Origin of the sequence: Phyllobacterium sp. SB3 (assembly GCF_040009165.1) — a bacterium.
In the GTDB taxonomy this organism is placed as follows: Bacteria; Pseudomonadota; Alphaproteobacteria; order Rhizobiales; family Rhizobiaceae; genus Phyllobacterium.
The window spans coordinates 492,530-507,645 of record NZ_JBDYKI010000004.1 but is presented as its reverse complement, the minus strand read 5'-3'; the positions used below and the strand labels follow the sequence as shown (position 1 = coordinate 507,645).

The 15,116-nt window shown below is 52.0% G+C and carries 13 protein-coding genes; 9 read left to right on the top strand and 4 right to left on the bottom strand.

What is annotated here, in order from left to right; translation table 11 throughout:
- Position 1 precedes the first annotated feature (1 nt).
- Complete coding sequence (gene ntrC / locus ABKW30_RS17895) at positions 2-1,462, top strand: nitrogen regulation protein NR(I) (protein ID WP_348600262.1); 1,461 nt, start codon at positions 2-4, stop codon at positions 1,460-1,462.
- Positions 1,463-1,501: 39 nt separating this feature from the next.
- On the opposite strand, the gene ABKW30_RS17890 is transcribed toward ntrC, so the two are convergent.
- Together ABKW30_RS17890 and ABKW30_RS17885 are read right to left on the bottom strand one after the other, a co-directional pair.
- Entirely contained in the window at positions 1,502-2,011 is a 510-nt protein-coding gene (locus ABKW30_RS17890) for a DUF1993 domain-containing protein (RefSeq protein WP_348600261.1), read from the bottom strand.
- Positions 2,012-2,184: 173 nt separating this feature from the next.
- Positions 2,185-2,973, bottom strand: a complete 789-nt coding sequence (locus tag ABKW30_RS17885) for a GGDEF domain-containing protein (protein WP_348600260.1) — start codon at positions 2,971-2,973, stop codon at positions 2,185-2,187.
- A 216-nt stretch (positions 2,974-3,189) separates the two neighbouring features.
- Between ABKW30_RS17885 and ABKW30_RS17880 the strand changes: the two genes are divergently transcribed.
- The 8 genes from ABKW30_RS17880 to hflX all read left to right on the top strand — a co-directional run bounded on the left by ABKW30_RS17880 (position 3,190) and on the right by hflX (position 12,749).
- Positions 3,190-5,469 (top strand): PAS domain-containing sensor histidine kinase, encoded by a 2,280-nt coding sequence (locus tag ABKW30_RS17880; protein ID WP_348600259.1) that lies wholly within the window; start codon positions 3,190-3,192, stop codon positions 5,467-5,469.
- Positions 5,459-6,820, top strand: a complete 1,362-nt coding sequence (locus ABKW30_RS17875) for a sigma-54 dependent transcriptional regulator (protein WP_348600258.1) — start codon at positions 5,459-5,461, stop codon at positions 6,818-6,820. Before ABKW30_RS17880 ends, ABKW30_RS17875 begins: the two co-directional genes overlap by 11 nt.
- A 7-nt stretch (positions 6,821-6,827) precedes the next feature.
- Positions 6,828-8,204 (top strand): Trk system potassium transporter TrkA, encoded by a 1,377-nt coding sequence (gene trkA / locus ABKW30_RS17870; protein ID WP_348600257.1) that lies wholly within the window; start codon positions 6,828-6,830, stop codon positions 8,202-8,204.
- A 17-nt stretch (positions 8,205-8,221) separates the two neighbouring features.
- Positions 8,222-8,980: an MBL fold metallo-hydrolase gene (locus ABKW30_RS17865; protein WP_348600256.1), complete on the top strand. Its 759-nt coding sequence runs from the start codon at positions 8,222-8,224 to the stop codon at positions 8,978-8,980.
- A gap of 8 nt (positions 8,981-8,988) precedes the next feature.
- Positions 8,989-10,089, top strand: a complete 1,101-nt coding sequence (locus ABKW30_RS17860) for a lactonase family protein (RefSeq protein ID WP_348600255.1) — start codon at positions 8,989-8,991, stop codon at positions 10,087-10,089.
- Between the two features lie 12 nt (positions 10,090-10,101).
- Positions 10,102-10,968 carry a D-amino-acid transaminase gene (locus ABKW30_RS17855; RefSeq protein ID WP_348600254.1) on the top strand — a complete coding sequence of 289 codons (867 nt, stop codon included), beginning with the start codon at positions 10,102-10,104 and terminating at the stop codon, positions 10,966-10,968.
- Between the two features lie 122 nt (positions 10,969-11,090).
- Positions 11,091-11,330 carry an RNA chaperone Hfq gene (gene hfq, locus ABKW30_RS17850; RefSeq protein ID WP_008129219.1) on the top strand — a complete coding sequence of 80 codons (240 nt, stop codon included), beginning with the start codon at positions 11,091-11,093 and terminating at the stop codon, positions 11,328-11,330.
- Positions 11,331-11,378: 48 nt separating this feature from the next.
- On the top strand, positions 11,379-12,749 hold the full coding sequence (gene hflX, locus ABKW30_RS17845) for a GTPase HflX (RefSeq protein ID WP_348600435.1): 1,371 nt from the start codon (positions 11,379-11,381) through the stop codon (positions 12,747-12,749).
- Here the strand turns inward: hflX and mazG are convergent, their stop codons facing one another.
- Together mazG and tagF are read right to left on the bottom strand one after the other, a co-directional pair.
- The gene (mazG, locus tag ABKW30_RS17840) at positions 12,750-13,571 is read right to left on the bottom strand and encodes a nucleoside triphosphate pyrophosphohydrolase (RefSeq protein WP_348600434.1); all 822 of its coding nucleotides are present in this window, start codon (positions 13,569-13,571) and stop codon (positions 12,750-12,752) included.
- Positions 13,572-13,663: 92 nt separating this feature from the next.
- Complete coding sequence (tagF, locus tag ABKW30_RS17835) at positions 13,664-15,052, bottom strand: type VI secretion system-associated protein TagF (RefSeq protein WP_348600253.1); 1,389 nt, start codon at positions 15,050-15,052, stop codon at positions 13,664-13,666.
- Between the last annotated feature and the right edge of the window lie 64 nt (positions 15,053-15,116).

The window sequence follows — 15,116 nt, the reverse complement described above, 5'->3', positions numbered from 1 at the left end:
AATGAGTTTGGGTAGCATTCTCGTAGCCGACGACGACGCGGCAATCAGAACGGTTCTCAACCAGGCGCTGTCGCGTGCCGGTTATGATGTTCGCATAACATCCAATGCAGCCACACTGTGGCGCTGGATTTCAGCTGGCGATGGCGATCTCGTCATTACTGACGTGATCATGCCGGATGAAAATGCCTTTGATCTTCTGCCGCGCATCAAGAAATCCCGTCCGGATTTGCCGGTTATCGTCATGAGTGCCCAAAATACGTTCATGACGGCTATCCGAGCTTCGGAAGCCGGGGCTTATGAGTACTTGCCGAAGCCGTTCGATCTGACCGAACTGGTCAGCATTGTCGGGCGGGCACTTTCCGAACCGAAAAAGAAGCCGGAAAAATGGGCGGCTGACGAGCAGCCGGATACAATGCCGCTGGTTGGGCGATCACCCGCCATGCAGGATATCTACCGCGTGCTTGCCCGCATGATGCAAACCGATTTGACCGTCATGATTTCCGGTGAATCCGGTACAGGCAAGGAACTGGTGGCACGGGCACTGCATGAGTATGGTCGCAGGCGTAAGGGCCCCTTCGTCGCGATCAACATGGCCGCAATTCCACGCGATTTGATCGAATCTGAATTGTTCGGACATGAACGCGGGGCCTTCACCGGTGCCCAAAACCGATCAAGCGGACGCTTTGAGCAAGCTGATGGTGGGACACTGTTTCTGGACGAGATTGGCGATATGCCGATGGAAGCCCAGACCCGTCTTCTGCGTGTCCTGCAGCAAGGCGAATATATGACTGTCGGCGGGCGCACGCCGATCAAGACCGATGTGCGCATCGTGGCGGCGAGTAACAAGGATCTCCGAACCCTCATCAATCAGGGATTGTTTCGCGAAGATCTGTACTACCGCCTCAACGTTGTGCCATTGCGTTTGCCACCGCTGCGCGAGCGCGGGGAGGATATTCCTGATCTGGTCCGGCATTTCTTCAAGATGGCAGTTAAAGACGGTCTGCCGGAAAAACGCATTACCGGAGCCGGCTTGGACCTCATGCGACGTTACCCGTGGGCGGGCAATGTGCGCGAGCTGGAAAATCTTGTTAGACGATTGGCGGCACTTTATCCGCAGGAAGAGATCAATGCCGAGGTCATCGAAGCCGAGCTGAAAGCAGATTTGCGTCCGGCAGAGCCGTCATCGAATGGCTTGGCAAATGAAGACATCACCATTGCCCAGTCAGTAGAATTGAATATGCAACGCTACTTTCTGTCTTATGGCGATGATCTGCCGCCCGCCGGACTGTATCAACGGGTGCTTGAGGAGGTTGAATATCCGCTTATCCTATCATGCCTGACTGCCACTCATGGCAATCAGATCAAGGCAGCGGAGCTTTTAGGACTGAACCGCAACACGTTGCGCAAGAAAATTCGCGAGTTGGGTGTCAATATTTACAAGCACAATAAAAGCGATCGGTAGGTTGGGGCGACCGCGCTAACGGCCACCCATGACTGCCTGTTATGCTAGCGGTCCGATATAATCGAGTTTTCCAACTGAAACGCCATTATGGCGCAATATGTTCTGTGCGGTTGTGACATGGAAATAGAAGTTCGGTAAAACGAACTTTGTGATGTAGTCGTCACCTGTAAGGGTGGTCTTCAGTTTGCCAAAGCTGAGCGTGACTTCTTTCGAAGATGCCTCATCGAATGCGCTTTCATCGACGCTTTTCAGAAAATCCACTGTTTTAGCGATCCGCTCCTGAAGCTCTGCAAAGGTCTTCTCTTCATCGGGCATTTTAGGTGGTTCAATGGAGGTGAGGCGGCCGATTACGGCTTTTGAAGTATCACTTATCCTTTGCACTTGACCTGAGAACGGCAACATGTCGGGTGCCAAACGGGCATTGACCAAAACGTCCGGGCTAATTTTCTTCTCGGTTGAAAACGCCTCTGCCTTCTCAATCAGGGATGAAACGATGGAAAGCCCGCGTAAAAGCGCGGGAACTGAAATTGCGTAGGTCGAGTTCGACATGAGATACTTCCCTAGAAGATTGTTGTTGCTGAATATTTAAGTGTTCAGGTGCTGATTTCATGCGTTAAGCGCGTTTGATCGGCTAAGTGGCAGATACGGTTCAGGTTCGTTTTTACAAGGCGGGCAGGTGAAGATTACTGCCATTTCGAACCAGCCAAATCTATATGCTGAACTTAAACGATCCGGCGTTTCGGCTCGTATGTTCCGATAAACTCGCTGTTTGCATGAACGATTCGATTGCGCCCTTGATTTTTGGCGGCATAGAGACACTTATCAGCCGCAACAAGAGCCTCTTCCAGTGACTGACCTGACTGGTGAACAGCGATGCCGACACTAACTGTCACATTGAGTTCTAGGATACGCAAGTGTGTGGGAATTTCCTTCATGCCCATAAGAATTTTATGTGCCAGCCAGTCAGCTTTGCCTATATCTGCATTGGTAAGGAAGAGAGCGAACTCTTCACCTCCGAATCTTGCGGCGAAATCCCACTCACCAATTACAGAGCGTAGCAAAATGCCTACTTCCTGTAGAACACTGTCGCCAACCGCGTGTCCATGTTGATCGTTGATCGATTTGAAATGGTCGGCATCGATATAGAGAATGGCCCCCGCACTTCTTTCAGGGTCGCACAGTGCAATCTGCCTCTGCGCCTGCAAGTAGAATTCATTTCTGTTTGATAGTCCCGTTAAATCATCCCTGCGCGATGCCAGTTCAAGCAGCAAGGCGGTCTGCTTGAGCCGATAATTGAGACCAACCAGAAATGATCCAAGCGGAGCACTTACAATAACAACGATAGCTGTGGTCACAATCAGGAGATTGTCGATCTCGCTTAAATCAACAAAGACAAAGAATCCAAGAGCAAGAAAATTGGCGGCTACAGTCGCCATTAAAACCATTATGACAACCTGTTTATAGGGCGACATATTACCAAATTTTGTCATCCAGAGATCGTAGGTCGTCATCGCAACCGCCAAGGAGTTTGATACGCTTTTACTACAACTAAGAGCTGTGAAGAAAGCTATGCGTAAATGCCGTAAATTTTAATGGTTGGCTGAATTGTTGGCCTTAAAAGCCGGCTACATCAAATGGTTGTGCATTTCGATCTGCGTATATGACAAAGCGTTGCATTTCCGCCACAATGTGTTGCATGAGTGCCACTTGGTTGGGGTCACATTGCAATGCTCTTGTCAAACTCGGTCAACATATTGAACAGTTCTGTATCCGGCGCGACGAGCGGCGTTACGCAGAGGTTCTTTTCGCGTCTGGGTATTGCAACAGTGTTATTGGCGTTGTTGACGACCGGGATCACTTTTTTCATTCTGACTGGTGTAACGCCGATCCGCCCGGACAGCGACGTGACTTTGCTGCTGACGAGCATCAATACAATTCTGATTATCGCACTCATCCTGCTTATTGGCCGCGAAATCTATCGTGTCGTCCAAGCGCGGCATCGCGGAAAAGCAGCGTCTCGTCTGCACGTGCGTCTCGTCGTCCTTTTCTCGCTCGTTGCCGCTGTGCCAGCGATGATCGTCGCCATAGTTGCCTCAATCACATTGGATATGGGGCTTGATCGCTGGTTTGAAATGCGCACGTCGACGATCGTTAAATCGTCGATCAGCCTTGCGGAAGCCTATATTCAGGAAAGTGCACGTAGCCTTCAATCTTCAACCCTGGAAATGGTCGACGATCTGGACGCGGAACGTACCTTGTTCAACTTGGACCGAAGCGGTTTTGTGCGTCTGATGACGCAGCAGGCGCTCGGACGAAATATGATTGCGGCATCTGTCATACGAGCTGATGGCAGTACGGCTGTGCGAGCCGATATTCCCACCACAACGCCAATTCCGTTGGTTGCAAAGTCTGTCCTTGAAACGGCTTCCGACGGCAAGCCCGTGCTTATTCCGCCGGAGCAGACGAATCTGTTGAGTGCCGTTATCAAGATGCGGGAGATACCGGGCGTCTTTCTTTATGCGATACGCCCGGTTGATCCGGATATACTCAATTCCAGCCGCGCAATGGAAAAGAAGAATGCTGATGCTGCAGTCGCCGCGGATGGCAATGGCATCAGTACGCAGATTCTTTTTGCAATGCTTTATTTCGGGTTGACGCTGACTCTACTCTTATCGGCAATTTGGACGGGTATTGCCGTTGCAGATCGTCTGGTGCGTCCGATACGCCTGCTCATCGGTGCGGCGGACAATGTTGCGACAGGCAACCTCAATGTTTCAGTTCCTGTGCATCGCTCTGACGGCGATGTCGGGTCTCTATCCCAGACATTCAACACGATGGTTCGGCAGTTGGGAACGCAACGTAAAGACCTCGTATCAGCAAAGGATCAAATCGACGAACGTCGACGCTTTTCAGAAGCCGTGCTCTCCGGCGTCACAGCCGGTGTTATCAGCGTCAACGCTGACGGAGCGATTGGTATCGTAAATCGGTCGGCTGAAGCAATGCTGGCACTCGATCCGCTTGCGTCGCGTGGCAAGAATCTGAGCGCCCTCGTGCCGGAGATCGGTCTGGTATTTGAAGTAGCACACGCGACCGGCCGCTCGGTCTACCGGGAACAGGTGACGATGTCACGTCGCGGCAGCGCTCGTACCTTTAATGTGCAGATCACCGTGGAAGACGCTGAATCGATTGAGCATTCTTACGTCGTTACTGTTGATGATATTACCGACCTTGTGGAGGCGCAGCGCTCGTCGGCCTGGGCAGATGTGGCGCGCCGCATCGCGCATGAAATCAAAAATCCGCTTACACCCATCCAATTGTCGGCAGAACGTCTCCGCCGCCGTTTTGGCAAGGTCATTACCGAAGACCGTGAAGTCTTCGATCAATGCACCGAAACAATTATCCGGCAAGTGGGTGATATTGGCCGGATGGTTGATGAGTTCTCCTCATTTGCCCGCATGCCAAAGCCGGAAATCAAGAAGATGGATTTGCGTGAGGCGCTTCGGGAGGCCTCGTTCCTTGTGGAGGTGAGCCGCAGCGATATCCGCTTTGAACGTGACTTCGGCGCAGTGCCCTTGATGGGGCAATTCGACAGCCGCCTTTTGGGGCAGGCATTTGGCAATGTTATCAAGAATGCGGCTGAAGCAGTGGAGGCCGTTGTCAAGGAAGGGCACGTAGAAGGACATATTCTTATCAGGTCGCGTGCTGAAGGCGATTCTATCATTGTTGAGATACTTGATAGCGGTAAGGGGCTTCCCCGCGAACACCGGCAGCGTTTGCTGGAGCCATATATGACGACACGCGAGAAAGGCACCGGTCTCGGCCTTGCTATCGTCAAGAAGATTGTCGAGGACCACGCAGGCCACATCGAACTACATGACGCGCCGGACGATTTCTACGGAGGACGAGGCGCAATGATCCGCATGATTTTTCCAATGAACCAATCTGCATCCGCAGAGTCAGAAAATCCCGATAAATCGGCAAAACAGGTGAATTCAAATGGCATCTGACATTCTTGTAGTCGACGATGAAGTCGATATCCGCGAGCTTGTTGCAGGCATACTTAGTGATGAAGGTTATGACACTCGTGTCGCGTCGGACGCAGATAGCGCTTTGGCGGCGATCGATGACCGGATACCACGTCTGATATTCCTTGATATCTGGATGCAGGGCAGCCGTCTCGATGGTTTGGCTTTGCTCGATGAGGTCAAGCTGCGCCATCCTGAAATTCCTGTGGTTATGATTTCCGGTCACGGGAATATTGAAACAGCGGTTTCCGCCATCCGGCGAGGCGCTTATGATTTCATTGAGAAACCATTCAAAGCCGACAGGCTGATTCTTATTGCCGAGCGGGCGCTGGAAACGTCAAAGCTGCGCAGGGAAGTCTCCGATCTGCGCAAACGCTCAACCGAAAGTTTTGAACTGCTTGGCTCGTCATTGTCGATGAATCATTTGCGACAGACGATTGAACGCGTGGCTCCGACGAACAGCCGTATCATGATCACCGGACCATCCGGTGCTGGTAAAGAACTGACGGCGAGGGCAATCCACGCTTTGTCCGGCCGTTCAAAAGGGCCATTTGTCAATCTGAACGCCGCTACCATCACGCCTGAGCGCATGGAAGTAGAGCTTTTCGGTACGGAATCAGATGGCGGTGAACGGAAGGTTGGCGCGTTGGAAGAGGCCCATGGGGGCATTCTCTATCTCAATGAAATCGCCGACATGCCGCGTGAAACTCAAAACAAGATTCTGCGTGTATTGGTCGATCAGCAGTTCGAACGTGTTGGCGGTACAAAACGGATCAAGGTCGACGTCAGGATCATCTCGTCAACAGCACAGAATCTTGAGGCAATGATTGCCGAGGGTCGGTTTCGTGAAGACCTGTTTCACCGGCTGGCAGTGGTTCCGGTTATCGTGCCGCCGCTCGCTGATCGCCGTGACGATATTCCCGCGCTTGTTGATTTCTTCATGGCACAGATTGCTGACCAGGCTGGTATCAAGCCGCGTAAGATTGGTCCCGATGCAATGGCGGTGCTGCAATCGCACTCCTGGCCCGGAAATATTCGCCAGCTGCGCAATAATATTGAACGCCTTATCATCCTTGCGCGGGGTGATGATCCTGAAGCAGTCATTACGGCAGATCTTCTTCCGGCGGAAATTGGCGATACCTTGCCCAAGGCCCCGACAGAATCCGATCAGCATATTATGGCTTTGCCCTTGCGGGAGGCGCGCGAGCGCTTCGAAAAAGAATATCTGATCGCGCAGATCAACCGTTTTGGCGGAAATATCTCGCGCACCGCTGAATTCGTTGGTATGGAACGTTCGGCACTGCACCGGAAGTTAAAATCCCTCGGGGTCTGAAGCAAATATGCGTGTAATCATCTGCGGGGCGGGCCAGGTCGGTTATGGCATAGCGGAACGGCTGGCAGCCGAAGACAACGATATTTCGGTAATAGATACCTCTGCCGAACTGATTCAGGTCGTTCGGGACACGCTGGATGTTCGCGGATTTGTAGGACATGGCGCCCATCCTGATGTGCTTGCGGCTGCGGGTGCCGATCAGGCCGATATGATCATTGCCGCGACCCTTTATGATGAGGTCAACATTGTCGCGTGTGAGGTTGCTCACGCGCTATTCAATGTGCCCACCAAAATCGCCCGTATACGTGCTCAGGCCTATTTGCAGTCGCACTATCAGGATTTGTTCTCCCGCGATCATATGCCCATCGATGTCATCATTTCGCCGGAGCTGGAAGTCGGTGAAATGGTGTTGCGGCGCATAGCGCTGCCGGGCGTCAGTGATGTCGTTCGATTTGCCGATGAGAATGTCGCGGCTCTGGCCATCGAATGCCTTGAGGATTGTCCAGTTATCAATACGCCATTGTTTCAGCTTACCGATCTCTTCCCGGATCTGGCAGCGACAGTCATGGCCATCGTCCGTAATGATAAGCTTTTCATACCTCGTTCAACTGACCAGATGTTCAGCGGCGACATTGCCTATGTTGCAGCGGAGAAATCCCAGATACATCGAACGCTGGCGCTGTTTGGCCATGAGGAACCGGAGGCTACGCGTATTATCATTGCCGGCGGTGGCAATATTGGTCTCCATGTCGCGCAAACCATAGAAGCCAAGCAGCCGAAAACGAAGGTCAAGCTGATCGAACCTAACCTGAAGCGGGCCAATGCGATTGCAGACGAACTTCGCCGGTCTCTGGTTCTGCATGGGAGTGCGCTGGATCAGAAACTGCTTTATGAAGCGGAGATACAGGACGCTGACCTGATGGTAAGCCTGACCAATGACGATCAGGTCAATATGCTTGCAGGCGTCATGGCGAAGCGCTTGGGCTGCAAATCGAATCTTGTGCTTATAAATAATCCTGATTTTCTCGATCTGAGCAAATCGCTTGGCATTGATGCGCAAATCAGTCCGCGTAGCGTCACTATTTCACGTGTGCTGCAACACGTCCGTCGTGGACGAATTCGTGCGGTTCATAGCGTCCAGAAGGGGCAAGCGGAAATCATTGAAGCGGAAGCCCTGGAAACCTCTCCAATGGTCGGTGCCCCGTTGCGCGAACTGGATTTGCCAGCAGGATTGCGCATCGGCGCAATCTACCGCAATGGCGAGGTCATCAAGCCAGACGGCAATGTTCGCATAAAGCCAAAAGACCGGGTCGTGCTGTTCGCCACCGCCGAAACTGTCAAACAAGTCGAGCAGATGTTCCGTGTCAGCCTCGAGTTTTTCTAACAGCAGGGCATACGTTCATGAAATTACAACTTTTGCGTAATGCCACTCTCAAGATTGACTATGCTGGCAGGACGTTGCTGATTGATCCTGATTTTTCTCCCAAACATAGCCGCCCGTCTTTTACCGGACGCTCGCCCAACCCGATGGTCGATCTTCCTGCGGATATCGCTGATATTCTCGCGGGTGTGGAACTGGTCATTGTCTCACACCTTCATGCGGATCACTTCGACAAGGTAGCTCAGGACAATGTTCCGAAGGATATACCTCTGATTTGTCAGCCGGGTGATGCAGAGAAAATTCGCGGCTTTGGTTTTACTGATGTTACCGAGCTAACCGATGAACTGGTGTGGCGCGGTATTCGCCTTACGCGGCGTGATGGTAATCACGGTACAGGCGCAGTACTCGACAAAATGGGTTCAGTTATCGGCCTCTCAATCGAAGTGGACAACGAGCCTTCGATCTATTGGGCTGGCGACACTGTGCTTTATCCGCCTGTGGTTGAGACGATTTCAGGCACTAAGCCTGACATCATCATCACGCATTCCTGCGGTGCCAAATGGGACGATACACTGATCGTCATGGATGCCGGACAAACAGTCGAAGTTTGCCGGATCGCTGATGAAAAGGCCCGCATCATAGCTACGCATATGGAAGCGCTTGATCACGCAACGGTTTCTCGTGGTAACCTAAGGGCTTTTGCGGACAGCAACAATATTACAACCCAAAAACTGATCATCCCTGCGGATGGCGAAATACTTCACCTCTCGAATTCATGAGTAAACCAATGCCAAAAACCTTCGCTTTCGTCGGTAACTTGAATCGCAACGCTCTGCCTGGTCAAGGCAAGGGCATCAGTGTCTATCAATTCGACACTGAAACCGGGAGCCTTACACTTGCGAGTGAATATCTGGCAATCGACAATCCCGGTTATCTGGCGATAGATGAGCATAACAAGCGGCTTTATGCGGCGGTTGAAGTCCCGGAGTGGAATGAAAATCTCGTGGCTGCCTTTGAGATTGACGCGGATAGCGGCGCTTTATCCTACATCAACATGCAGTCAACCATGGGTAACACAACATGCCACATAGGTTTTGATCAAACGGGCACGATGATGTTTGCCTCGAACTACACTGTTGCGCCGTTGGGCTCGCTGCCGGGTAATGCCGTAGCTGCTTTTTCCATTCGCAATGACGGCGGTATCGAACCGGCTTTTGCCGCAGCATGTCACGAAGGTGCAAACGCTATCTTGCCGACAGATAAGCGGCAGCATGGACACTGCACGGTCGTAAGCCCGGATAATCGTACGTTATTCGTTTGTGATCTCGGGCTGGACCAGATCATTGCCTATGAACTGCCAAAGAACGGCGAAAAGTTGAAACTTGCTGCAACACCTTTCACACAATTGCCGGAGGGCGCAGGCCCACGCCATTTGACGTTCCACCCCAATGGAAAAATAGCCTATGTTATCAATGAGCTGAATTGTACTGTTTCAGTATTGGATTATGATTCAGAAAAGGCTGGATTCTCGATCAGGCAGACTTTGCCGACAATACCGGGCGATTTTACCGATACGAACACGTGCGCTGAAATCGCCGTCAGTCCCGATGGGCGTTTTCTTTACGGATCGAACCGTGGCCACCACAGCATTGTGAGCTATTCAATTCAGGAGTCGGGTAAGCTTACGTTGATTGGCTGGACACCATCGCAGGGCATTGGTCCACGTAATTTTACTATCGACCCGTCTGGCAAGTTCATGCTGGTGGCAAACCAGAAAGGCGGCGGGATTGCTGTTTTCAGGCGCGATATAGAAAGCGGCGCATTGGAGGACACCGGCAAGCGTGTTGATCTTTCTACGCCTATGCGCATTGTCTTTGGCTCATTCTGAGGAGGGTCGAAAATGTCCCGGATTGCCTATGTGAACGGCCAATATGTCCAGCATTCTGAAGCTGGTGTGCATATTGAGGATCGCGGTTATCAATTTGCAGATGGTGTCTACGAGGTGTGTGAGATTGCGCGCGACAATATCATGGATATGACGCGGCATCTCGACAGACTTGGACGCTCATTGTCAGAGCTTAAAATTGCTTGGCCAATGGAGCGAAAGGCTTTGCAGATGGTCATCAGGGAAGTGGTGCGTCGCAACAGGGTTCACAATGGTCTTGTATATTTGCAGGTAACCCGCGGTGTTGCTCGTCGCGATCATGTTTTTCCTTCTGCGGAAACGGCTCCCTCAATCGTTGTGACAGCCAAGCGTACCAGTCCGGCGGCTTCTCAAGCGCGTGCTGAAAAAGGCATCAAGATCATAACGGTTCCCGAAAACCGATGGGAGCGGGTGGATATAAAATCTGTTGGTCTGCTTCCAAATGTGTTGGCTCGTCAGCAGGCAAAAGAGCAGGGCGCTCAAGAGGCATGGTTCGTTGATGCCGATGGCACCGTCAAGGAGGGAGCGGCGACCAATGCGTGGATCGTGACCAAAGACGGGGTTCTCGTTACGCGCCCAGCCGAAACCGGCATTTTGAGGGGCATCACGAGGACCACAATCTTTGATGTGGCTAAAAAGCTTGGTTTGAAAATAGAAGAGCGGGGTTTCTCGGTGAACGAAGCAAAAAGCGCAAAAGAGGCTTTTATTACTGCTGCAACCACTATAGTTATGCCGGTTGTTGATATCGATGGCGTTACGGTGGCTAATGGCCACCCCGGAACGATAACACTTTCGTTACGTGAAGCGTTTTTTGAGATTGCGGAAAAAACGCCATCCTGTTAACCCGTGAGTGAGGGGACTTTACAAACGCTGTTTTCCGCCTCCTGTTGGGAGCAGGGTTACCTGTTTCCACTGCAGAATTTTGCACGAGACACATTTGCTGATCGCATAAAAGGATAAAAACAATGGCTGAACGATCGCAGAATCTTCAAGACCTTTTTCTGAACTCAGTCAGAAAACAGAAGATTTCTCTGACAATCTTCCTCATAAATGGTGTAAAATTGACCGGTATTGTTACTTCTTTTGACAATTTCTGCGTGCTTTTGCGCCGCGACGGCCATTCGCAGCTTGTTTACAAGCATGCCATTTCGACCATCATGCCAAGCCAGCCTGTGCAGATGTTCGAAGTTGAAGAAAGCGACTAATCACATTTGACCAAAGAAACCACGCGTAACGCAAACAAGCAGGGCGGAATTGTCGGGGATGACGATACCGCCCGGGAAGCTACTCGTGCGCTTGTCATCGTCCCGGTGCTACCAAATCGTTTTGCAGACGGCGGCAGGCAGGAAGACCACAAAGCTCCAACATACTACCGCGAATTCCAACGTAGCGATGAAGCACGTCTCGAAGAGGCCAAAGGACTGGCGCGCGCCATTGATCTGGACATTGTGCACTCGGATATCGTGCAAGTATCGGCTCCGCGACCGGCGACCCTGCTAGGCTCCGGCAAGGTCGAGATGATTGCCGAAATTATCGAAGAAACGCATGCCGAACTGGTTATAGTCGATCACTCGCTCACGCCCGTGCAGCAACGGAATCTCGAAAAAGCGTGGAATGCCAAAGTTCTCGATAGAACAGGGCTTATTCTTGAGATTTTCGGACGTCGCGCGCAGACAAAAGAGGGTACACTACAGGTTGAACTGGCGCATCTGACTTACCAGAAAGGTCGACTGGTTCGGAGCTGGACCCACCTTGAGCGGCAGCGCGGCGGTGGCGGCTTTCTCGGCGGTCCCGGTGAAACGCAGATCGAGTCCGACAGACGTGCCTTGCAGGAAAAGATCCTGCGTATCAAACGCGAATTGGAAACCGTCGTTCGCACGCGCGCACTACACCGCAGTAAGCGCCGGAAGGTGCCTCATCCGATTGTAGCGCTCGTGGGCTATACCAACGCGGGCAAATCTACCTTGTTCAATCGTATGACAGGCGCAGGCGTTGTTGCAGAGGACATGCTTTTTGCCACGCTTGATCCGACGTTGCGGCGCATTCGCCTGGAACACGGCGAAATGGTCATCCTGTCTGATACTGTGGGTTTCATTTCGAATCTGCCGACGCATCTCGTCGCAGCATTTCGGGCGACACTTGAAGAAGTTGTCGAAGCAGACCTTATTTTGCATATACGCGATATCTCTGATCCCGATACCGCCGCGCAAGCGGAAGATGTGCATGCGATCATGGCCGATCTGGGCATAGAACGCGGCGATATAAAGCGCATTATCGAAGTCTGGAACAAAATTGACCTGCTTGACGATGCGGGCAGGGAAGCCGCGCAACGCCTTAGCGCTGCTGCGACCGGCAATGAGCATCCGATCCCCGTTTCAGCAATAACCGGGGAAGGCGTCGATATTCTATTGAAAGAAATCGAAAATCGCATCGCCGGGAAACTTGCCCACGTGAAGCTGACGCTACAGCCCGAACGAATGGGGCTTATCGATTGGATTTATCAGCATTCCACCAATGTGAAGCGTAAAGATCAGGATGACGGTTCTGTGCTGCTAACCATGGATATGACGGCGGCTTCAAATGCTATTCTGCAAGAGAAGTTGCTGAGCAAAACCAGAACCTGACTACTTTTTGGTTTTGGCCTCGCTCCAGAGTGCTTCCATTTCATCGAGCGTTGCGTCCTCAAGCGATTGCTGACGCTCTGTCAGCTTCTTTTCTATGTAATGGAACCTTGTCCGGAACTTTTCATTGGTCCCGCGCAGCGCGCTTTCCGGTTCCAGTTTCAAATGCCTGCCGAGATTGACCATGGCAAAAAGCAGATCACCATATTCCTCTTCAGTCTTTTGCTGGTCCCCAGCATTAATTTCATGTCGTAGCTCCGCAATCTCTTCTTCTATCTTATCGAGAATGGGGAGGGCTTCCGACCAGTCAAAACCTACCTTGGCAGCCTTCTGCTGGAGTTTCAAAGCCCGCATCAGCGACGGAAAACCTTCGGGTATGTCATCAAGGAAACCATTTGGCTCGGACGGATCGAGTTGCAAAGCCCGTCGCCGTTCGCGGCGCTCGGCTTTCTCCTCAGCTTTGATCTTGTCCCACATACCTTTGGCCATGCCCGATCCACGGGCAGCTTCATCGCCAAAAACATGCGGATGGCGACGTATCATTTTGTGGGTTATAGCCTGCACCACATCCCCAAAATCAAACACCTTCATTTCCTCGGCCATCCGGGCGTGAAAGACCACCTGAAGCAGCAAATCACCGAGTTCTTCCCGAAGATCATCGATGTCATTGCGTTCAATGGCGTCGATGACTTCAAATGCCTCCTCTAGCGTGTATGGCGCGATTGATCTGAAATCCTGCTCGATATCCCATGGACAGCCTGTAACGGGTGTCCGCAGGGCTGCCATGATGTCCAGAAGACGTGTTATTTCGCGTGATGGTTTCATCAAATAAACATAGGCGAGGTTGCGGGTTGCGACCATGGACATGTGAGAGCGCTATAAGCCTTGTCCACAACAAGCGCGAATAGGCGGAACGTCTATTGGGGAGATTGATCAACCGATAACGCGACGATTGTAAGGTTTTCTGCCGCACCATTGATCAATGCGTCGTCGATAATCCGGTCGACAATGGCCTCGACACGTTGATCATGGAGTGTGCTGGAGTTCTCATGCTCCAGAACATCTTCAGCAATATTCGCTGTCATCAGCAAAAAGCGGTCGCCGGGGAAAAGCTCGCCGGTAACGGTGGAGGAGGTCGCTTTGAATTGCAGCTGCAGGGTAGAGCCGGAGCGTTTGCTAAGGCTTGTATCGGTCAGTTCGATCACTTCATCGCCTCGAAGCAGGATGCAGTGCACATTTCCCTGCACGATCAATCCAAAACGATTTTCGCGGAAGACAAAGCTTAACGTGCCAGCTTGCAGGGCTGGACCGGCCACCGTGATATCGAGACGTTCGGTCAGTGCGCGTTTGGCATCCTCCAGTCGTTCTTGCAGAACCTGCAAAGCATCATCAATGCTGGCCGGCATCTGAACGCTGTCCAGAGATGCCAGCAGAAAACGTGAAATAGTTGCACTGCGGCTGAGACCAAACGTCCCGTCGGCAATGGAGACAAGTCCTTTATCCAACCGAAACACGAAGCTTTCAATGTTTTGTTCGGCTAAAGTTCCCCGATGGGAGCGCGCGGCCAGTGATAATGTTCCAACCTTGGCCGATTCAGAAAGCATGCCATTATTGTGACGCGAAAGCCCACTTTGGCGCGCGCGCTCAAAGGCGTCGTCGAAATTTGCGGGGGCAGAGCCGTCCGTGAAGAATGATGCAAAAGCGGTAGCTGCGGGCCAACCACTGTAAAGCGAGATGCCCGCCTTGCGTCGGTCGGAGCCCGAAGTCCACCACACGGATCGTGGGCCAGAGCTTTGATCATTCAGTGCTGCTGCAAGTGGCGCAAATATTACCGTGTTGCCCGTATCCTGATCGGGGTCGCCAATATCAAAAGCTATTTTAGCCAACCGATGATCGAAAAAATCGAGATCGAAGTCATCGTCAAGTACGCTTAAAATCAGACTTTCGAGAGATTGCAGCCATTCATCGGTTTGCCCGACTGCGGCAACGGAGAGGGCAAAGTCCGGTATTTGTGCTGCTACGACAAAAGGAAAATAACGGCCTGCCTTGTCAACGCTCGGTATCATCATCCCAACAACGGGATATGGTCCGCATATCTCTGCCTCGAGATAGAAGCGCCATATCGGTGCATTCAGATAAAGCTCCAGCCATTCGCCCGCCAGCGTTTCCTGGCTCGCCTGCAACGCAGATTGAAGCCATTGATCAAACTGCGCGCGAACATTGCGATCAAGGCGCCGGCTGACAAAATCTCCCTTTGAGGGAATTTTGCCGAAATAGCCTGCCAAAACCGTGTCGCGGTGGTGCATAAACCTGGTTCCTCACTTCCATTGGGCTGGCAGGATTCTATTGCCTTGTATTTAAGATTTAAGG